Origin of the sequence: Stenotrophomonas aracearum (assembly GCF_031834615.1) — a bacterium.
Classification (GTDB): domain Bacteria; phylum Pseudomonadota; class Gammaproteobacteria; order Xanthomonadales; family Xanthomonadaceae; genus Stenotrophomonas; species Stenotrophomonas aracearum.
Genome location: NZ_CP115543.1, coordinates 2,625,541 through 2,646,795 on the forward strand (window position 1 = coordinate 2,625,541; position 21,255 = coordinate 2,646,795).

The following is a 21,255-nucleotide window of genomic DNA, read 5'->3' on the forward strand; positions in this document are numbered from 1 at the left end:
CCCCCATACATGGTCGTGTGCGGTTGGGAACAGCGGACACGCGTGGCGTGTCACTACGCGGATGGTCCGTCGGCGTAGTGGGGTTTCCCGTGGCCACCTGCCAACTATCGGAGGGTCGGCGGGGGTGGGTTTGAGGGGGCACGAGCCGCATGGATGCGGCGATGAGCTTACATGGACGTACTTGCAGCGTCCCCCACAAACCCGCACCCGACGGCCCTGACCAAGGAAACCTCGCAGACCCCGGCTGTTCGCCAAAATCCAACAGCAGCCGGGCAAGGCCCGGCTCTACCGGGTTGTTTGCAACCGCAGGATCGCGGGCGCCAGACTACAAAAAGGCCCCGCCGAAGCGGGGCCTTTCTGCATCAAACGCTACCTGCAGCGCTTACGCGCCGTGGGCAGCCAGCTGGCCCGCTGGACCGCGACCGAGACGGTCGGGTAGTCCAGGGTCTTCTGCTCGGCGACGTCGGCGAGCATGGCCAGGGTGAAGCGCAGGCTGGAATCGTCGCGCGCCATCCAGTTGGCGACCTTGTCCTCGGCACTGCTGCCGCGATGGTCAGCACCTGGCCCACCAGCGCACGCTGATGCGCGGCCAGCTCGTCGCGCAACACGCCACGTGCCACGGCATGCCAGCGGCCGTTGACCTCCAGTGCGTCGATCTGTTCGAACAGCCACGGCAGCCGCAGCGCTTCGCCCAGGCGGAAATGCACCTTGGAAACGTCCACCGGCTTGAGCTTGCGGGTGCGTGCGGTTTCGATGATGTCGAAGGCCGGTTCCAGATACCGCAGCTCGGACAACTGCTGCGCCAGTGCCGGGGTCAGGCCCTTGTCCTGCCACTCCTGCACGCTGGCTTCGTACTGCGGGCGCTGCGCGTCCGACAGCACGCCCGACGCCACGCGAATGTCGTTGAACGGGCCGTGGTAACGCTCCACCGCCGCGGTGATGCCGGGCATCTGGCCGGGGCGCAGCAGCAACCAGCGCACGAACGAGCGTTGCAGGCGCCAGATCACTTCCAGCGCGTCGATCTGCACCGACTCGGGCACCTTGCCGTCCAGCGCATCGATCTGCGTCCACAGCGCGCGCGCATCCAGCGTTTCGCGGCTGATGGTATAGGCCTTGGCAACCTCGCCGATGCTGCGACCGGTGTCTTCCTGCATGCGCATCAGGAAGGTGGCGCCCATGCGATTGATGGTGGTGTTGGTGACCGCGGTGGCGATGATCTCGCGCTTGAGGCGGTGACGCTCCATCGCATCGGCGTACTTCTTCTGCAGCGGCTGCGGGAAGTAGCGCTGCAATTCCTTGGACAGGTACGGGTCTTCGGGAATGTCCGATTCCAGCAGCTGCTGGAACGCCACCAGCTTGGAGTACGACAACAACACCGACAGCTCCGGCCGGGTCAGGCCCTGGCCGCGCGCCTTGCGTGCCGACAGCTCGGCATCGGAGGGCAGGAACTCGATCTGCCGATCCAGCAGGCCCTGCAGTTCCAGCGTGCGGATGAAATGCTGCTTGGAGCCGAGCCGCTTGACGCTCATGCGCTCCATCAGGCTGATGGCCTGGTTCTGCCGGTCGTCCTCCCACAGCACCAGATCGGCCACTTCATCGGTAGATAGACGCCAGCAGCTTGTTGCGCGCGTCATAGGTGAGCTTCTTGGCCTGCACCATGTCGTTGAGCAGGATCTTGATGTTGACCTCGTGATCGGAGGTGTCCACGCCGGCCGAGTTGTCGATGAAGTCGGTGTTGAGCAGCACGCCGGTCTGCGCCGCTTCGATACGACCCAGCTGGGTCAGGCCCAGGTTGCCGCCCTCGCCCACCACCTTGCAGCGCAACTCGCCACCGTTGACGCGCAGGCCGTTGTTGGCGCGGTCGCCCACATCGGCGTGCGATTCGCTGGCCGCCTTGACGTAGGTGCCGATACCGCCGTTCCAGAACAGGTCCACCGGCGCCTTGAGGATGGCGTTCATCAGCTCGTTGGGCGAGAGCTGCTTGACGTTGGCGTCCAGGCCCAGCGCTTCGCGCACCGGTGCACTGATGTCGATGGATTTGAGCGTACGCGGATAGATGTCGCCACCGGCGCTGATCAGCTTGGCGTCGTAATCGGCCCAGCTGGAACGCGGCAACTTGAAGAGGCGATCGCGCTCGGCAAAGGAAACCGCCGCATCCGGGTTCGGGTCCAGGAAGATGTGGCGGTGATCGAACGCGGCCAGCAGGCGGATATGCCTTGAAAGCAGCATGCCGTTGCCGGACACGTCGCCGGACATGTCGCCGATACCGACCACGCTGAAGTCCTGGCTCTGGCAATCGCGGCCCATGGCGCGGAAGTGGCGCTTGACCGATTCCCACGCGCCGCGCGCAGTGATGCCCATGCCCTTGTGGTCGTAGCCAACCGAGCCGCCGGAGGCGAACGCGTCGCCCAGCCAGAAGCCGTGGTCCAGCGCCAGACCATTGGCGATATCGGAGAACGTGGCGGTGCCCTTGTCGGCCGCAACGACCAGGTACGGGTCGTCCTGATCGTGACGCACCACCTGCGGCGGAGGCACGATCTTGCCGCCGACGATGTTGTCGGTGATGTCGAGCAGGCCCTGGATAAAGAGCTTGTAGCAGGCGATGCCTTCTGCCTGGATGGCATCGCGGTCACCGCCCACCGGCGATCGCTTGACGTAGAAACCGCCCTTGGCACCGACCGGCACGATGACGGTGTTTTTCACCATCTGCGCCTTGACCAGGCCCAGCACTTCGGTGCGGAAATCCTCGCGCCGGTCAGACCAGCGCAGGCCGCCACGCGCCACCGCGCCGAAGCGCAGATGCACGCCTTCCACGCGCGGGCCGTAGACGAAAATTTCGCGATACGGACGCGGCTTGGGCAGGTCCGGCACGCGCGCCGAATCCAGCTTGAAGCTGATGCAGTGGGGGTGCTTGCCGTTCTTGTCGGTCTGGTAGTAATTGGTGCGCAAGGTCGCATCGATCACATCGATGAAGCTGCGCAGGATGCGGTCCTCGTCCAGGCTGGAGACGCGGTCCATCAGCTTGAGCAAGGTGGCGCGGGTGGCGTCCTGCTGCGCGTTGCGATCGCCGCCACGTGCTTCCAGCACGGCGTCCAGCGCCTTGAGCGTGGCCTCGTCGCCGCCTGCCAACGCAGACAGTTCTTCGCGCAGGCGTTCCTGGCCGGCGAAGATCTGCGCCTTGGTCTCGCTGCCGGTGGATGGATCGAAGCATGCTCGAACAATTCCACCAGCAGGCGCGCCAGCAACGGATAGCGGGTGAAGGTGGCTTCGACGTAGGCCTGCGAGAACGGCACCGCCGTCTGTAGCAGGTATTTGCAGTAGCCGCGCAGCAAGGCCACCTGGCGCCAGTGCAGGCCGGCCGCCAGGATCAGGCGATTGAAGCCGTCGTTTTCGGCATCGCCGTTCCAGATGCGCTCGAACGCTTCGCCGAAGCTGGCATCGGCGTGTGCGGCATTGATCTTGCCGGACGTCGATTCGACCTCGAAATCCTGGATATGACCGGCGTTTCGCCGACCTGCAACCGATATGGCCGCTCGGAAATCACGCGCAGGCCCATGTTTTCCATCATCGGCATCGCATCGGACAGCGGAATGTCGTCGAGCTGGCGGTACAGCTTCAGGCGCAGGCCTTCGCCCGCGTCCAGACGCATGCCGTCGTCGCGACGGATTTCCTGCAGGCTCAGATGCAGATCGTCCGGGCCATCCAGCGAGGCGAGATGCTCGACGTCGGACACCGCCGATTCGATCGAGGAATCTTCGATATAGCCGGCCGGCAGTGCGCGACCGAAGTTGGCCGCCATGCGCAGGCCGTTGGCCTCGCCATGCCGCGCAACCAACGCCTCGCGCAGGGCATCGCGCCAGTTGCGCAGCAGTTGCGCCAGCCGCGATTCGAGTTCGGTGGTGTTGAACTCCAGCGCCTCGCCGCTCTTGGGGCGCACGATCAGGTGCAGCTGCGCCAGCGGCGATTCGCCCAGCACCACGCTGGAGTCGATGTATTCGCCGTGCAGCGCATCCTCAACAAGGCTTCGATGCGCAGGCGCACATCGGTGTTGAAGCGTTCGCGCGGGATGTACACCAGCGCCGAGATGAAACGCCCGTACTTGTCGCGGCGCAGGAACAGGCGGCTACGCACACGCTCCTGCAGCCCGAGAATACCCATCGCGGTGCGGTACAGCTCTTCTTCGTTGGACTGGAACAGCTCCTCGCGCGGCAGCGTTTCCAGGATGTGGCGCAAGGCCTTGCCGCTATGGCTGCTCGGGGTCAGCCCCGATTTGCTCATCACGTATTCGTGGCGCTGACGCACCAGCGGAATTTCCCAGGGGCGGCGGTTGTAGGCGCTGGACGTGAACAGGCCCAGGAAGCGCTGCTCGCCGACGATGCGGCCCTTGGCGTCGAATTCCAGGATGCCGATGTAATCCATGTAACCGACCCGATGCACGCGCGAGCGTGCATTGGTCTTGGTCAGGATCAACGCATCCTTGAGCTTGGACGAGGCATTCAGGCCATGCGCGGCCAGCGTGGTCACCGGACGCGCCGGCGAGGTGTCGCGACCGCGCAGCAGGCCCAGGCCGGTCTCTTCCAGCGGTGCCAGCACATCCTGGCCACCCTGCTTCTCCACCCGATACTCGCGGTAGCCGAAGAAGGTGAAGTGGTCGGCCGCGGCCCAGCGCAGGAACTCCTGCGCCTCGTGCCGGTTGATGTCGTCGATCGGCAGGCGGCGGGTCGCCAGATCGTCGGCCAGCATGACCATGCGCTCGCGCATCGCCGACCAGTCCTGCACGATGGCGCGCACCTCGGCCAGCACCTTGCGCACGGCCGCTTCCAGCTTGGGCATTTCTTCCGGCGGCTGGCGGTCGATCTCCAGCACCATCAACGATTCGCCCTTGCCCTCGCCCACTGCGGTGAGCTTGCCCGGACTTGTCGCGTGCGATGCGCAGCACCGGGTGGCCCAGCACGTGCACGCCGATGCCCAGGTCGGCCAGGGTCATGCTGACCGAATCCACCAGAAACGGCATATCGTCGTTGACGATCTGCAGCAGGGTATGCGGCGACTCGTAGCCGTGGCCCTTCAAGGTCGGGTTGAACACCCGCACGTTGACCGTGCCGGCCTTGCGCGCGCGCGCGAACTCCAGCATGTCCGACGCCAGCGCCGCCCACTGCTCTGGTGGATGGTTCGGGAATTCGTCTTCCTCCATGCGCCGGTAGAAGTCGGCGGCGAACGCCTGGACTTCGGCCTGACGGGCGGCCGGGTAGCGCTTGCGCAACGCGGCAAACACGGCTCGAGGGTAACCGCCTGCGGTTCGGTGGCAAGCACGGGGACGGCACGTTCGGCGACCGGTTTGACCGACGTCGTGGACGATTTCGAAGCGGCTTTCTTGGCTGTCATGAGTAGAGCTGGAATGCTCGGTGGAAAACCTGAATTGTACCGGGGCGCGGTGACGACGCCTTGCTGCATAGCGCAAATGTGCGGCCCACGATCGCCCTAGGCGGCATGCAGAGCACGACATCCATGTAGCGAGAACAGAGAACGCAGCGGCGGGAAGGCGGGGCTGGACCGCCACAACCGGCAAAGTCCGGCCAAAGGCTTGGCACCAGAAGCGACGCGCACAACGAACCGTGTCGAAAGCCATGCTTCACCAATTCTGAACTGGACGGTATAGTCCACCGCGTGACTTCCCCCACCCCCACCGCCGCCGTGCTGGATGCACGCGATCACCGCGTGTGGAACGGCGCCGATGGATTTCACATCACTGACGGGACCTGTTGCGGTCCCGCGCCGGCCTGGACCGGCGTGACCACCCGCACTTCATGAGCCACCTGCTATTGAGCAGGATCGCCGTACCCGTGTTTCTTCTCCCTTCGTGCAGACGCCTCGCGGCGGCGCCGGTGGGCCGAGCATTTCCCGTGGACAGCTACCCGCGCGCGCGCGTTGCGCCGGTCGCGGTCCACCCCCAGCATTCAAACCAACACCGGAGTTCCCCCCGATGATCGCCCCACTCCGCACCCTCGCCCTGACGTGCGCAGTCGCCGTTGCGTTGACCGCCTGCAAGAAGCCGGAACAACAGACGCCCCCGCCGCCGGAAGTGGGCGTGATCGAAGCCAAGGCCGATACCCTGCCGCTGCAGCGTGAGATGGTCGGCCGCCTGTCGCCGTACCGCAGCGCCGACGTGCGCGCCCGCGTGCCGGGCGTGCTGCTCAAGCGCGTCTACCAGGAAGGCCAGGACGTCAAGCAGGGCCAGGTGATGTTCCTGATCGACCCGGCGCCGCTCCGCAGGCCGCATTGAATGCCTCGCAGGCCGAGCTGGCCTCGGCACAGGCGACCGCGGCCAATGCCCGGGCCGCCGCCGTCCGCGCCCGTTCGCTGGCGCCGCAGCAGTTCGTGTCCAAGTCGGACCTGGACGCGGCCGAAGCCAACGAACGCTCCTCCGCCGCTGCCGTGCAGCAGGCGCAGGCGGCGCTGTCGAACGCCAAGATCAACCTCGGCTACGCCCAGGTGACATCGCCGATCGACGGCCGCGCCGGCAAGCGGGCGGCGACCGAAGGTGCGCTGGTCGGCCAGGGCGACATCACCCTGCTGACCACCGTGGACCAGCTCGACCCGCTGTACGTGAACTTCTCGATGAGCTGGACGAACTGACCCAGCTGCGCCAGGCCGAAGCCAAGGGCTCGGTGGCGCTGGCCGGCGACGGCAAGTCGACGGTGGCGGTGAAGCTCTCCGACGGCACTGCCTCAGCATCCGGGCACGCTGGACTACTCCTCGGCCGTGGTCGACCCCTCGACCGGCGCAGTGACCCTTCGCGCGGTGCTTCCGAACCCGGACGGATCTTCCTGCTGCCGGGCTCGTTCGTCAGCTTCCAGGCGGTCCTCGGTGAGCGCAAGAACGCGTTCCTGATACCGCTGCAGGCGCTGCAGCGCGATACCGTCGGCGGCTTCGTGATGGTGGTCGGCAAGGATGGCAAGGTGGTCCGCAAGAACGTCGTCACCGAAGGCCAGCAGGGCAGCAACTGGCTGGTCAGCAGCGGCCTGCAGCCGGGCGACCAGGTGATCGTCGCCGGCGTGCAGAAGGTGAAGGAAGATGCGCCGGCCACGGCCAAACCGTGGACCCCGGGTGCCCCGGGCGCCAATGGCCAGGCCCCGACGGGCGCTGCGCCCGCCGCTGCCGGCCAGGCACCGGCCGCGCAGGCCGACGCTGCGGCACCTGCCGACGCGGCCGCCAAGCCCCTCCGACGGCGCTCCGGCTGCCGGACCCGACCAAGACGGTGACGGGAACCCTCCGTCATGCCTGGGACCCCCATTGAACACCCCGGTGTTCGCCTGGGTGGTCAGCGATTCTGATCTCGCTTGCGGGCGTGATCTCGATCCTGGGTCTGGGCGTGGAGTCCTACCCAAGCATCGCACCGCCGCAGGTGACGGTGAGCGCCACCTACCCCGGCGCCAGCGCCGACACCACCGAAAAGTCGGTCACCCAGGTGATCGGCCAGCAGCTGACCGGTATCGACCACCTGCTGTACTTGATCTTCCTCGTCGGCCTCGAACGGTCGTGCGCAGATCACCCTGACCTTCGAAACCGGCACCGATGCGGACATCGCGCAGGTGCAGGTACAGAACAAGGTGTCGCTGGCCACGCCGCGCCTGCCCACCGAAGTGACCCAGCAGGGCGTGGTGGTGGCCAAGGCCAACGCCGGCTTCCTGATGGTGGTGGCGCTGCAGTCGGACCGCGAGTCGATCACCCGCGACGCGCTGGACACGACATCGTGGGCTCGCGCGTGCTCGACCAGATCTCGCGTATCCCCGGCGTCGGCAGCACCCAGCAGTTCGGTTGCCGAGTACGCCATGAACATCTGGCTCAACCCGGAACGCATGCAGGGCTTCGGGCTGTCGGCCACCCAGGTTCTGGCGGCGATCAAGGCACAGAACGTGCAGTTCGCGGCCGGTTCGCTGGGCTCGGATCCGTCCCCGGCCGGTCACTACTTCACCGCCACGGTCTCGGCCGAAGGACGCTTCAGCTCGCCTGACCAGTTCGAGAACATCATCCTGCGGGCCAATGCAGACGGCTCGCGGGTGATGTTGAAGGACGTGGCGCGCATTGCCTTCGGCGCCAACAACTACCGGCTTCGACACGCAGTACAACGGCAAGCCGACCGGTGCCTTCGCGATCCAGCTGCTGCCGGGTGCGAATGCACTGAACGTGGCCGACGCGGTACGCGCGAAGATGGAGGAGCTGCAGCCGAGCTTCCCGGCCGGCGTGACCTGGTTCTCGCCGGTGCGACAGCACCACGTTCGTGAAGATCTCGATCGAGGAAGTGGTCAAGACCCTGGTCGAAGCGATCGTGCTGGTCTTCCTGGTGATGCTGATCTTCCTGCAGAACTTCCGGGCGACGCTGATCCCGACGCTGGTCATTCCGGTGGCGCTGCTCGGCACGTTCCTGGGCATGAGCATCATCGGCTTCACGATCAACCAGCTGACGCTGTTCGCGATGGTGCTTGCCATCGGCATCGTGGTCGATGACGCGATCGTGGTGATCGAGAACGTCGAGCGCATCATGACCGAGGAGAAGCTGCCACCGAAGGCGGCGACCCAGAAGGCCATGACCCAGATCACCGGTGCGGTGGTGGCCATTACCGTGGTGCTGGCGGCGGTGTTCATTCCGTCGGCATTGCAGGGCGGCGCGGCCGGCGAGATCTACAAGCAGTTCGCGCTGACCATTGCGATCGCGATGGCGTTCTCGGCGTTCCTGGCGCTGGGCTTCACGCCGGCACTGTGCGCGACGTTCCTGAAGCCGACGCACGGCGAGCCGAACGTGGTGTACCGCACGTTCAACAAGTACTACGACAAGGTCAGCGGCACCTACGTGGGCCACATCACGTCGGCGGTGAAGCATGCGCCGCGCTGGATGATCCTGTTCGTGGTGCTGACCGCGCTGTGCGGTTTCCTGTTCACGCGCATGCCGGGCAGCTTCCTGCGGAAGAAGACCAGGGCTATGCGCTGGCGATCGTGCAGCTGCCGCCGGGTTCGACCAAGGCGCAGACCAACGCAACCTTCGCGCAGATGCGCGGGATCCTGGAAAAGCAGGATGGGTTCGAGGGCATGCTGCAGGTGGCCGGTTCAGCTTCGTGGGTTCGGGCGAAAACGTGGGCATGGGCTTCATCCGGTTGAAGCCGTGGGCGGACCGTGACATCACGGTGCCGGAGTTCATCGGCAACATGAACGGCGCGTTCTACGGGATCAAGGAAGCACAGATCTTCGTGGTCAACCTGCCGACGGTGCAGGGCCTGGGCCAGTTCGGTGGTTTCGACATGTGGCTGCAGGATCGCGGCGGCGTGGGCTTCGAGCAGCTGACGCAGGCGCGCAACATCCTGCTGGGTAAGGCGGCGGAAGAGAAGGAACTGTTGACGGGCGTGCGCCCAAACGGGCTTGAAAACGCGCCGCAGCTGCAGCTGCACGTGGACCGGGTGCAGGCGCAGACGATGGGGCTGTCGGTGTCGGACGTGTACAGCACGATCCAGCTGATGCTGGCGCCGGTGTACGTGAACGACTTTCTCTACCAGGGTCGCATCAAGCGGGTGACGATGCAGGCGGACGGTCCGTTCCGGACCGGGGCGGAGTCGTTGAACAGCTTCTACACGCCGAGTTCGCTGCAGACCAACGCGGACGGTACGCCGGCAATGATTCCGCTGAGCACGGTAGTGCGGTCGGAATGGGTGTCGGCACCGCCGTCGCTGAGCCGTTACAACGGGTATTCGGCGATCAACATCGTGGGTTCGCAGGCACCGGGCCGCAGTTCGGGCGAGGCGATGCAGGCGATGGAGCGCATCGTGCAGGACGACCTGCCGGCGGGCTTCGGCTACGACTGGTCGGGCATGTCCTACCAGGAAATCCTGGCGGGCAACGCGGCGACGCTGCTGCTGGTGCTGTCGATCGTGGTGGTGTTCCTGTGCCTTGCGGCGCTGTATGAAAGCTGGTCGATCCCGGTGGCGGTGCTGCTGGTGGTGCCGCTGGGCGTGCTGGGTGCGCTGGCGTTCTCGCTGGCGCGCGGGCTGCCGAACGATCTGTACTTCAAGATCGGCCTGATCACGGTGATCGGCCTGGCGGCGAAGAACGCGATCCTGATCGTGGAGTTCGCGGTGGAGCAGCGGGCGGCGGGCCGAAACCTGCGCGATGCGACGATCGAGGCGGCGCGCCTGCGCTTCCGCCCGATCCTGATGACGTCGTTCGCGTTCATCATGGGCGTGATCCCGATGGCGATCTCGACCAGCAGGCGCTAACGCGCGTCACGCAATCGGTACCGGCGTGATTGGTGGCATGGTGTTCGCCACCTTCCTCGGCCTGCTGATGATCCCGGTGTTCTTCGTGGTGGTCCGCCGCATGCTGGGCGACAAGCTGGACGAACCGTCCAAGGAGTTCCTGGAACGCCAGGGCGACGCGAATACGGTGCATGGTCCGGATCGGTGATCTGCAGTAACTTGTAATGCGAAAGGCCCCGGAGCGATCCGGGGCCTTTTTTTGTGCGGCAGTTGCCAACGTCGCGTGGCGCCGGGCCCTGCCCGGCTGTTGGTGGTTTTGGGCGAACAGCCCTGGGGTGCAAGGGTTCCCTGGCTTGGGCCGCCCAGTGCCGGTTTCAGGGGTCGCCGCAAGTACGTCCATGTAGGCTACGCGACCATCCATGGCGCCGAGTACCCCGCAAACCGACCCCGGGCGACCCTTTGACAATTGGCCGGTGGCCATGGGAAACGCCCATGTCGGCCTACGGCCGACATGGGGTTTCGTTCGATTTCCCATGCGTTACCGGACGCGCGCGATTTCACGGCGGTTGTTTGGGAACCAACCCTACCAAGCCTGCATCCGTGGGCAGGACGCACCGCGTAGTGACACGCCATGCGTGTCCCCCGTAAACCATCAAAGCACGCATTCGTGTCGACCATCGGTCGGCACACCGGCTTCTCCTGTGGCCTCCGAGGCACTGTCGGAGGGTCGGCGGGGGTGGGTTTGAGGGGGCACGAGCCGCATGGATGCGGCGATGAGCTTACATGGACGTACTTGCAGCGTCCCCCACAAACCCGCACCCGACGGCCCTGACCAGGGAAACCTCGCAACCCACGGCTGTTCGCCCGAATCCAACAGCAGCCGGGCAAGGCCCGGCTCTACCGCACACCATGCAATCAAGCGCCCAATAGCAATCGGGGCCCAAGAAGGGCCCCGATGTATTGCACGGCTTGGCGTTGGATCAGCGCAAACCGGTTTCGTTGCGCGCGATCACCAAGCGCTGGATTTCCGAGGTGCCTTCGTAGATCTCGGTGATCTTGGCGTCGCGGAAGTAACGCTCCAGCGGCATTTCCTTGGAGTAGCCCATGCCGCCGTGGATCTGCACCGCCTGGTGGGTGATCCACATCGCCGCTTCCGAGGCCGTCAGCTTGGCGATGGCCGCTTCATTGCTGAAACGCTTGCCCTGCCCCTTCACCCACGCCGCGCGCAGGGTCAGCAGCAGCGCTGCGTCCAGCTTGCACTTCATGTCCGCGATCTTCGCCTGCGTCATCTGGAACGTGCCGATCGCCGCGCCGAACGCCTTGCGCTCTTTCACGTACTCGAGGGTCGCCTCGTACGCCGCACGCGCGATGCCGATGGCCTGCGAGGCGATGCCGATGCGGCCTGCGTCCAGCACACCCATCGCGATCTTGAAGCCCTCGCCTTCCTTGCCCACCACATCGTCGGCGTCTGCCACGTAATCCTGGAACTCGATCTCGCACGTCGCCGACGCACGAATGCCCAGCTTCGGCTCGGTCTTGCCGCGGTGGAAGCCCGCCTTGTCCGTGTCGATCATGAACGCCGTGATCCCGCGTGCGCCCTGCTCCGGCGCGGTCATCGCAAACAGTACGATGTACTTCGCCACCGGGCCCGAGGTGATCCAGCTCTTCTTGCCGTTGATCACGTACGTGCCGTCGGCCTGCTTCACCGCGCGGCAGCGCATCGCCGTCGCGTCCGAACCCGACTGCGGCTCGGTCAGCGCGAACGCACCAATCGCTTCGCCTTCCGCGATCGCGCGTACGTACTTCTGCTTCTGCGCCTCGCTGCCGAAGTTCAGGATCCCGCTGCAGAAGAGGGAATTGTTCACCGACATGATCGTCGAATGCGCGGCATCGCCTGCCGCCACTTCGACCATCGCCAGAACATAGGAGATCGGGTCCATGCCCGCGCCGCCGTACTCGGTCGGCACCTCGATGCCCATCAGCCCGTTTTCGCCCAGCAGGCGGATGTTCTCCAGCGGGAACTCGCCGGTGCGGTCATGGTGCTCCGCGCTCGGGGCGATTTTTTCCTGCGCAATGCGACGGGCAACGTCCTGCAGCATCAGCTGCTCTTCGGTAAAGCTGAAATCCACAACACCCTCCCAGGAACATGGCTGGAGGCCACAATACGCAGCCGCATGGAAGGATTGTAGCGGGGAACGGCCCGTTCCACCTGACTTGACCCGCGAGGCACCCACGGACGAAAATATCTCTATATCGCGATAGGTAGATATTTATGGATCTCGAGGACTGGTCGGTCCGGCTGAAAGTGTTCGCCGACGCCACCCGCGTACGCCTGCTCACCTTGCTGGAGCAGGAAGAACTCACCGTGGCCGAGCTCTCGGCCATCACCACCCTGGCCCAGCCCCGGGTGTCCACCCACCTGGCCCGGCTCAAAGAGGCCGGCCTGGTCCGCGACCGCCGCGCTGGCGTCTCGGCCTACTACCGCTTCGACGACGCCGCGCTCGACCCCGCGCAGCGTGCATTGTGGCATGCCCTGAGCACCGGCAGCGACGACCCCCTGCTGCGCCAGGATGCGGAACGCGTGGCCGCCGTGCTCGCCAGCCGCGCCGCCGACCAGAACTGGGCCGACAGCGTCGCCGGCGACATGGAGCGCCACTACTCCCCCGGCCGTACCTGGGAAGCCCTCGCGCGCACCGCGCTGCCGCTGCTGGAAACCGGCGACGTGCTCGATATCGCCTCCGGCGATGGCGTGCTCGCCGAACTGGTCGCCCCGCATGCCAAACGCTACGTCTGCATCGACACCAGCGCCCGTGTCGTCGCCGCCGCCAGCGAACGCCTGCGCCGCCTCGCCAACGTCGAGGTCCGCGAAGGCGACATGCATGCCCTGCCGTTCAAGGACCGCAGCTTCGACCTGGTCGTGCTGATGCACGCCCTGACCTACGCCGCCAAGCCCGCCCAGGCCGTCGCCGAAGGCGCGCGCGTGCTGCGCTCCGGCGGACGCCTGCTGCTGTGCAGCCTGGCCCGCCACGAACACAAGGCCGCCGTCGAAGCCTATGGCCACGTCAACCTGGGCTTCTCGGACAAGGAACTGCGCAGGTTCGCCGAGAAGGCCGGGCTGGTCGTCTCCAGCCTGGAAACCGTGACCCGCGAAAAGCGCCCGCCGCACTTCGAAGTCATTTCGCTGATCGCCAGCAAGCCCTGAGGTTGCCCCGCATGTCCCTGCCCTGGCTGCACCCCGACCGTGTCCGCGCCCTCGAAGACGCGCTGGCAACCCGCATCCTGATCATCGACGGCGCCATGGGCACCATGATCCAGCGGCACGGGCTGGAGGAGGCCGACTACCGCGGCGAGCGTTTCGCCCAGGGCTTCGACCACCAGCATGGGGCCGGCTGCGACCACGCCGCCCCCGAAGGTCATGACCTCAAGGGCAACAACGACCTGCTGCTGCTGACCCGCCCCGAGGTCATCGCCGGCATCCACACCGCCTACCTGCAGGCCGGTGCCGACCTGATCGAAACCAACACCTTCAACGCCACCTCGGTGAGCCAGGCCGACTACCACCTCGAACACCTGGTGTACGAACTCAACAAGGCCGGCGCCGCCGTCGCCCGCGCCTGCTGCGACGCGGTCGAAGCCACCACCCCGGACAAGCCGCGCTTCGTCATCGGCGTGCTCGGCCCGACCAGCCGCACCGCCTCGATCAGCCCCGACGTCAACGACCCCGGCTTCCGCAACACCAGTTTCGACGCGCTGCGCGACACCTACCGCGAAGCCATCGATGGCCTGATCGACGGCGGCGCCGATACCCTCATGGTCGAAACCATCTTCGACACGCTCAACGCCAAGGCGGCGCTGTTCGCCATCGAAGAAGCCTTCGACGCGCGCGGCGCGCGCCTGCCGATCATGATCTCCGGCACGATCACCGATGCTTCCGGACGCACCCTGTCCGGGCAGACCGCCGACGCTTTCCATGCCTCGCTGGCCCATTCGCGCCCCCTCTCGATCGGCCTGAACTGCGCGCTCGGTGCCGACGCGATGCGCCCGCATGTGGAAACCCTCGGCCAGGTCGCCGACTGCTACGTCAGTGCCCACCCCAACGCTGGCCTGCCGAATGCGTTCGGCGAGTATGACGAAACCCCGGATGAGATGGCCGCCACCCTGCGCGGCTTCGCCCAGGACGGCCTGCTGAACCTGGTGGGCGGCTGCTGCGGCTCCACCCCCGACCATATCCGTGCCATTGCCGAGGCCGTGGCCGGGCTGCCACCGCGCGCCCTGCCCGGCGCACGGGAGCAGGCCGCATGAGCGCATCGACCCGCCACACCCGCCTCTCCGGGCTTGAGCCGCTGGTCATCACCCCGGACCTGCTGTTCGTCAACGTCGGCGAACGCACCAACGTCACCGGCAGCGCCCAGTTCCGCAAACTGGTCAAGGAAGAGCGCTACGAGGAAGCCGTGGAAGTGGCGCGCCAGCAGGTCGCCAGTGGCGCGCAGATCCTCGACGTCAACATGGACGAGGGCCTGATCGATTCTGAAAAGGCGATGACCCGCTACCTCAACCTGATCATGTCCGAGCCGGACATCGCCCGCATTCCGGTGATGGTCGATTCGTCCAAGTGGAGCGTGATCGAAGCCGGCCTGAAGTGCCTGCAGGGCAAGAGCGTGGTCAACTCGATCTCGCTCAAGGAAGGCGAAGCGCTGTTCATCGAGCACGCGCGCAAGGTGCTGCGCTATGGCGCCGCCGCCGTGGTGATGGCCTTCGACGAACAGGGCCAGGCCGACACCTGTGCACGCAAGGTGGAGATCTGTACGCGCGCCTACCGGATCCTGGTCGACCAGGTCGGGTTCCCGCCGCAGGACATCATCTTCGACCCGAACATCTTCGCCGTCGCCACCGGCATCGAAGAGCACGACAACTATGCGGTGGACTTCATCGAAGCCACCCGCATCATCAAGCGCACGCTGCCGCACTGCCACGTCTCCGGCGGTGTCTCCAACGTGTCGTTCTCGTTCCGCGGCAACGAAACCGTGCGCCAGGCGATCCACTCGGTGTTCCTGTACCACGCCATCGCCGCCGGCATGGACATGGGCATCGTCAACGCCGGTGCGATGCCGATCTACGACGACCTCGACGCCGAACTGCGCGAGCGCGTGGAGGATGTGATCCTCAACCGCCGCAGCGATGGCACCGAGCGCCTGCTCGAGATCGCCGAGCGTTACAAAGGCAAGAAGGGCGAGGTCAAAGGCGAAGACCTGGCCTGGCGCGAGAAGCCGGTCGATGCACGCCTGGCGCATGCGCTGGTGCACGGCCTGGATGCCTGGGTGGAAGCCGATACCGAGGAGGCCCGCGTCCGCTCCAGCCGCCCCCTGGACGTGATCGAAGGGCCGCTGATGGACGGCATGAACGTGGTCGGCGACCTGTTCGGCGCCGGCAAGATGTTCCTGCCGCAGGTGGTCAAGTCCGCGCGGGTCATGAAGAAAGCGGTGGCCTACCTGCTGCCCTTCATCGAAGCCGAGAAGGCGCGCAGCGGCGACACCGCAAAGAGCAACGGCAAGATCATCATGGCCACGGTCAAGGGCGACGTGCACGACATCGGCAAGAACATCGTCGGCGTGGTCCTGGCCTGCAACAACTTCGAGGTGGTCGACCTGGGCGTGATGGTGCCGGCGCAGAAGATCCTGGACGCGGCCCGCGCCGAGAACGCCGACATCATCGGCCTGTCCGGACTGATCACGCCGTCGCTGGAGGAAATGAGCCATGTCGCCCGCGAGATGGAACGCCAGGGTTTCACCCTGCCGTTGATGATCGGCGGCGCCACCACCTCGCGCGCGCATACCGCGCTGAAGATCGACCCGCACTACAAGGCACCGACGGTATGGGTCAAGGACGCCTCGCGCGCCGTGGGCGTGGCCCAGTCGCTGATCTCCAGCGAGCTGCGCGAGGCGTTCGTGGCCGCCAACGAGGCCGACTACGCCGACATCCGCCAGCGCCACCGCAACCGCGGCGACGCCAAGCGGCTGGTGACCCTGGCCAAGGCCCGCGCGCAACGCTTCGACGGTGGCTGGGACAGCTACACGCCCCCTGCCCCGCGCAAGCCTGGCCTGCACGTGCTGGACGACTACCCGTTGGCCGACCTGATCGAGGTGATCGACTGGACCCCGTTCTTCCAGGCTTGGGAGCTGGCCGGCAAGTACCCGGCGATCCTCACCGATGAGATCGTCGGCACCCAGGCCAGCGAGCTGTACCGCGACGCGCGCGCGATGCTGAAGCGCATCGTCGAGGAACGCTGGCTCACCGCCCGGGCGGTATTCGGGCTGTGGCCGGCCAACAGCGTGGGCGACGATGTGCACCTGCAGACCGACGATGGCCCGGCCGTGCTGCACTTCCTGCGCCAGCAGGTGGACAAGCCGGTGGAACGCCCGGACTTCTGCCTGGCCGATTTCATCGCCCCGGCCGACAGCGGCCGCCAGGACTGGATCGGTGCGTTCGCGGTGACGGCGGGGATTGGCATCGAGCCGCACGTGGCGCGCTTCGAGGCCGACCATGATGATTACAACGCGATCCTGCTGAAGGCGTTGGCGGATCGGTTGGCCGAAGCCTTGGCCGAACGGCTGCATCAGCAGGTGCGGATGGACTACTGGGGCTACCAGCCGGACGAGGCGCTGGACAATGAGGCGCTGATTTCCGAGCAGTACAGCGGGATCCGGCCGGCACCGGGGTATCCGGCGTGCCCGGAGCACAGTGAGAAGGGCACGTTGTTCCGGCTGCTGGATGCGGAACGGAATGCGGGCATGGAGCTCACCGAGAGCTTTGCGATGCTGCCCACGGCTGCGGTCTCCGGCTATTACTTCAGCCATCCGCAGAGCCAGTATTTCGTGGTTGGGCGAGTGACGCGCGAGCAGGTTTCGGATTACGCCAAGCGCAAGGGCGTGGATCGGGCGCAGGCGGAGCGGTGGTTGGCGTCGAACCTGGATTACGATCCCGAATGAACGACGCCGTTCCGGTCGCACGCCTCTCCAGCTATTACCTGTTCTATTACGCAGCGCTGGGCGCGTTCACGCCTTACTGGTCGCTGTTCCTGACCGCGCGCGGCATGAGCGTGACCGCGATCAGCGTGATGATGGGCATCTGGTATGCCACCCGCATCGTGGCGCCGACCACCTGGACCTCGATCGCGGCCGCCTCGCGCGACCCGATCCGCTGGCTGCGGATCGGCAGCGTGCTCACGCTGGTCACCTTCTGCGCGTTCCTGCTGCCGCTGCCACAGCCGTGGATGTACCCGGCGATGGTGGTGTTCTGCTTCTTCTACAACGCGGTGATGCCGCAGTTCGAGTCGATCACGCTCACCCACCTGGGCAACGACAGCCACCGATACGGCATGATCCGGGTCTGGGGCTCGCTGGGCTTCATCGCGGTGGTGATGGGCTTCGGCTGGTTCCTGGAAGGCCGCAGCGCCGGCGTGCTGCCGTGGCTGATGCTGCCGCTGTTCGCGCTGCTGGTGGCCTCCTCCTTCGCCAACCGCTACGCGCGCGACTTCCACCGCGCCGATGGCGATGCCAGCGGCTTCTGGCAGATCGTGCGCAAGCCGCAGGTGCTGGCGTTCTTCCTTGCTGCCTTCATGGAACAGCTCTCGTTCGGGCCGTATTACACGTTCTTCTCGGTGTACATGGACCACCACGGGTATGCGACCTCCACCCTCGGCCTGCTGTGGACCATCGGGGTGGTGTTCGAGGTGGCGGTGTTCTTCACCATCGGCCGCTTCTTCCGGCGTTACGACGCCAGCTGGATGCTGTTGATCGCGCTGCTGAGTTCGACCGTGCGCTGGACAGTCACCGCATTGTTCCCGCAGCACCTGGGGGTGATGCTGATCGCGCAGACCGCGCACGCGCTGGGGTTCGCCGCGTTCTTCGCCGCAGCCATGCAGATGCTGGCCACGTATTTCCCGGGCCGGCTCAACGGGCACGGACAGGGATTGCTCTATGGATTCTCGTCTGGCGTGGGCGGCGTGCTCGGCGCGTTGATCGCCGGCCAGCTATGGGGCATCGACAACGGCCGCACCGCCTTCCTGGCGGGTGCGGGTTTCGCCGCAGCAGGTGCCCTCCTGTGCTTCTTCGCGATCAGCCTGCCGCTGTTGCGCGGCAAGCGCCGCTAGCTGCTACCGCACCTGCTCGCGGAACGACGGCAACAGGACGCGGTTGCCGTAACCGCTCAGGTGGTCGCCGTCGAAGTACAGCGGCCGGCCGTCCAGGTCGGGCTTGCACACGTCGCCCGGGCACAGCAGCGGCAGCGGATCCCACACGGTTGCGCCGGGCAGCGCTGCGGCCACCTGCTTGAGGCTGTCCAGCACCGGGGCGCGCATCGCTTCGGTCTGCGCGCGCGGAATCTCCATGCCGTTGATGCAGATCGGGTTGTGGCGGTTGAATACATCCGAGCAGCGGTACGGTGGCGCCGGCAGCACCGGCTTCGGCGCCTCGAACACGATGCGCACGCCGCGTTCGGCCAGCGGTCGCAACTGTTCGATCGCCACCGCGACCTCGCCCGCGCGCCCGCTTACCGCCGCCGGGCTGGCCAGGTCGGCCTGCACCTGCGCGATGTCGAACAGCTGGTACTGCTCCGCCAGGCGCGGCACGCGCAGGCCAGGCAGGAACAGCACATCGCCTGCGCGCGCGTTGGCCTGGATGTCGTCCAGCACGTTCCGGGTGTACGCATCGCAGGCCGGGTTCGGCCCACGCCAGCCCTGCATGCCGACCAGCGCACAGCCGCCGCTGCCGTACAGGCGCACCTGGCCACCGTCCTGCACCACCTTGCGGCGCAGCAGTTCGTTGTAGACCAACGCGTGCGAGTCGCCGGCGACGAACAACACCGTGCCGGTGCCGCTGCCGCCCGGACAGTCGCCCCGCTGCAGCAGGCGCGCCTGCCCGCCCGCGACCGGAATCTGCGATTCGACCACCTGGCAGTCCGGCACTTCCTTCTTCAGGCCCTTCGCATACGGATACCAGTCCAGCGGATGCCGGCTGACCGTGCTCAGCGAGTAGTGCCGTTGATGCTTGACCAGTGCCGACTGAAGACCGGCGCCCAGCACGAGCACCGCCAGCCCCAGCAATACCCAGCGCCCGTTCGTGCGCGGGCCGCGCGCGCCATGCCGCAGCGGCTGCTCCACCCAGCGCCAGGACAGCCAGGCCAGCGCGAACACCAGCAGCACGGCAATGGCGCCGTTGGCCACGGTCTCCAGCCCCACGGTCCAGCGGAACAGCACGAACACCGGCCAATGCCACAGGTATAGCGAGTACGAAAGCTTCCCGACCCAGACCATCGGCGCGCTGGACAGCGCGCGCCCGGTCCAGCCCTGCGGGTGGCCGTGCAGCACCGCGAGCAGCACGCCGGTGGACAGCACCGGCCACAGTCCGTCCGGCCAGGGCGAGTGCCCCGGCCGGGCAGACCACAGCCCATACCCGAGTGCCGCCACCGCAAGCAGCAGCACCGGCGAACGCCAAGAGATTCCACGTGCCACCGGTACCGCAGTGAAGCGCCCGGCCAGCGACATCGCCTGGTACAGCAGCACACCGGCGCCCAGCTGCCAGAAACGGGTGGTGGTGACATAGAACGCCTGGATCTCCTGCCCGCCCTGCGCTACCAGGCGCAGCGCGTAGGCCAGCGACGCCAGCGTGGCCAGGGCGAACAGGCCCAGCGACAGCGCGCGGCCGCGTCCACCGCGCGCCCAGGCCAGGAACAACATCGGGAACAGCAGGTAGAACTGCTCTTCCACGCCCAGCGACCAGGTGTGGGTGTACGGATTGAACTCGGTGCGCGGCGAGAAGTAGTCGTTGCCGGTGCTGGCCAGCACCCAGTTGCTCAGGCCGAAGAACGCGCGACGGCCGGTCTTGTCGCTGGTCTCGCTGAGCCAGGATTCGGGAATGAACAGCGCGCTGAGCACGGCGGTGACCAGCAGGCAGACCACCAGTGCCGGCACGATCCGACGGATGCGCCGCGCGTAGAAACGCAGCAGGCCCTGCCAGCCCCCTACTGCGGGCAGTCGGTCGACCGACGCGCTGACCACGAAGCCGGAGATCACGAAAAACACGTCGACGCCGGTGAAGCCGCCGGGCAGCCAGCTGGCCTTGAGGTGGTACAGGATCACCGACAGCACCGCGACGGCACGCAGGCCGTCGATGTGTGGGACGTAGGTCTGTCGCAATTGGCTTTCCTGCATGCACACTCCTGTGACCTGGCGACCTGCCTCGCAGGCCGTCAGGTGGCATTACATGGGGCGATTACGCGCTTACCAGACCAGGTCGTCCGGCACCTGGTAGGCCGGGTCGGCGTACGGGTCGTCTTCGGCCGGTGCGTTCGGATCCACGCGCAGCGCGACCGACGGGGCGAACACCGCTTCGGCTTCGTCGAGCACCGCCGCGGTCACCAGCAGGTAACGGCCATTGCTCTGCAGCACGCCCAGTTCGCCGGCGTTGAGCTGGCGCAGCTGGTCGGCAGTGACGTAGATGCGCTTGATCTTGCCGCCATACGGGAAGTGCCGGGCAATGTCGGCGGCTTCATCGTTGAGCGCCTTGCCCTTGAGCAGTTCGTCGAGCTTGACCTTGGCTTCGCGGCGCACGCGCGCCTCTTCCTGCTTCAGGCGCTCGGCTTCGATGCGGTCATCCTTTTCCTTCTGCGCGCGGATCGCATAGGCCTTGGCCAGGTCGATGTCCTCGCGCGAGCGCGGCGTGCCCTGGGCGGGCTTCTGGCCCTGGCCCTGGCCCTGGCCCGGATGGGCTCCGCCGCCACCGGGGCGGCCCTTGCCCTGCGGACCGCGACGGGCGTCGCCATCGCGCGCGGGGCGCTGGCCATCGCGCGGCGGGCGCGCGCCCTCGGCGGCCCTGCCCTGCGGGCGGCCACCGTGCGGCTTGTTCGGGGGCCGGCCATCACGGCGGGCGTCGGGCTTGCGTTCGGGCGTGGGCGCGGACTTGAAGCCCAGGCCCAGCAGCTGGTCGCGGAGGGTATCGCTCATGACGTTGGGTCG

Annotated in this window: 9 protein-coding genes and 6 pseudogenes; 11 read left to right on the forward strand and 4 right to left on the reverse strand. The window is 66.6% G+C overall.

What is annotated here, in order from left to right; genetic code table 11:
• Positions 1–382 precede the first annotated feature (382 nt).
• Positions 383–5,385 (reverse strand): annotated as a pseudogene (locus tag PDM28_RS11970) (NAD-glutamate dehydrogenase).
• A gap of 598 nt (positions 5,386–5,983) precedes the next feature.
• Here PDM28_RS11970 and PDM28_RS11975 point away from each other — a divergent pair.
• The 7 genes and pseudogenes from PDM28_RS11975 to PDM28_RS12005 all read left to right on the forward strand — a co-directional run bounded on the left by PDM28_RS11975 (position 5,984) and on the right by PDM28_RS12005 (position 10,452).
• Positions 5,984–7,262, forward strand: a pseudogene (locus PDM28_RS11975) (efflux RND transporter periplasmic adaptor subunit).
• A gap of 110 nt (positions 7,263–7,372) precedes the next feature.
• A pseudogene (locus PDM28_RS11980) lies at positions 7,373–7,450 on the forward strand (hypothetical protein); the annotation flags it as partial.
• Between the two features lie 103 nt (positions 7,451–7,553).
• Positions 7,554–8,057 (forward strand): annotated as a pseudogene (locus tag PDM28_RS11985) (efflux RND transporter permease subunit); the annotation flags it as partial.
• Between the two features lie 28 nt (positions 8,058–8,085).
• Positions 8,086–8,193: pseudogene (locus PDM28_RS11990) on the forward strand (hypothetical protein); the annotation flags it as partial.
• Positions 8,194–8,281: 88 nt separating this feature from the next.
• Positions 8,282–9,175, forward strand: coding sequence for an efflux RND transporter permease subunit (locus PDM28_RS11995; RefSeq protein WP_311182194.1), 894 nt, complete (start codon positions 8,282–8,284; stop codon positions 9,173–9,175).
• Positions 9,138–10,302: pseudogene (locus PDM28_RS12000) on the forward strand (efflux RND transporter permease subunit); the annotation flags it as partial. The gene PDM28_RS11995 and the pseudogene PDM28_RS12000, both read left to right, overlap by 38 nt.
• Positions 10,303–10,452 (forward strand): hypothetical protein, encoded by a 150-nt coding sequence (locus PDM28_RS12005; RefSeq protein ID WP_311184744.1) that lies wholly within the window; start codon positions 10,303–10,305, stop codon positions 10,450–10,452.
• 772 nt (positions 10,453–11,224) lie between these two features.
• Here PDM28_RS12005 and PDM28_RS12010 read toward each other — a convergent pair.
• Positions 11,225–12,373 (reverse strand): acyl-CoA dehydrogenase family protein, encoded by a 1,149-nt coding sequence (locus PDM28_RS12010; protein ID WP_311182195.1) that lies wholly within the window; start codon positions 12,371–12,373, stop codon positions 11,225–11,227.
• A gap of 143 nt (positions 12,374–12,516) precedes the next feature.
• Between PDM28_RS12010 and PDM28_RS12015 the strand changes: the two genes are divergently transcribed.
• The 4 genes from PDM28_RS12015 to PDM28_RS12030 are packed head-to-tail and all read left to right on the forward strand — an operon-like array spanning position 12,517 to position 18,393.
• Complete coding sequence (locus tag PDM28_RS12015) at positions 12,517–13,446, forward strand: ArsR/SmtB family transcription factor (protein WP_102944712.1); 930 nt, start codon at positions 12,517–12,519, stop codon at positions 13,444–13,446.
• Between the two features lie 11 nt (positions 13,447–13,457).
• Positions 13,458–14,546 (forward strand): homocysteine S-methyltransferase family protein, encoded by a 1,089-nt coding sequence (locus tag PDM28_RS12020; RefSeq protein ID WP_311182196.1) that lies wholly within the window; start codon positions 13,458–13,460, stop codon positions 14,544–14,546.
• Positions 14,543–17,230, forward strand: a complete 2,688-nt coding sequence (metH, locus tag PDM28_RS12025) for a methionine synthase (RefSeq protein WP_311182197.1) — start codon at positions 14,543–14,545, stop codon at positions 17,228–17,230. Before PDM28_RS12020 ends, metH begins: the two co-directional genes overlap by 4 nt.
• A complete protein-coding gene (locus PDM28_RS12030) occupies positions 17,227–18,393 on the forward strand; it encodes an MFS transporter (RefSeq protein ID WP_311182198.1) in 1,167 nt (388 codons plus the stop codon). Before metH ends, PDM28_RS12030 begins: the two co-directional genes overlap by 4 nt.
• Positions 18,394–18,396: 3 nt before the next feature.
• Here PDM28_RS12030 and PDM28_RS12035 read toward each other — a convergent pair whose 3' ends face one another.
• Positions 18,397–20,451, reverse strand: a complete 2,055-nt coding sequence (locus PDM28_RS12035; protein WP_311182199.1) for an acyltransferase family protein — start codon at positions 20,449–20,451, stop codon at positions 18,397–18,399.
• A 69-nt stretch (positions 20,452–20,520) separates the two neighbouring features.
• Complete coding sequence (locus tag PDM28_RS12040; RefSeq protein WP_311182200.1) at positions 20,521–21,243, reverse strand: DUF2058 domain-containing protein; 723 nt, start codon at positions 21,241–21,243, stop codon at positions 20,521–20,523.
• Between the last annotated feature and the right edge of the window lie 12 nt (positions 21,244–21,255).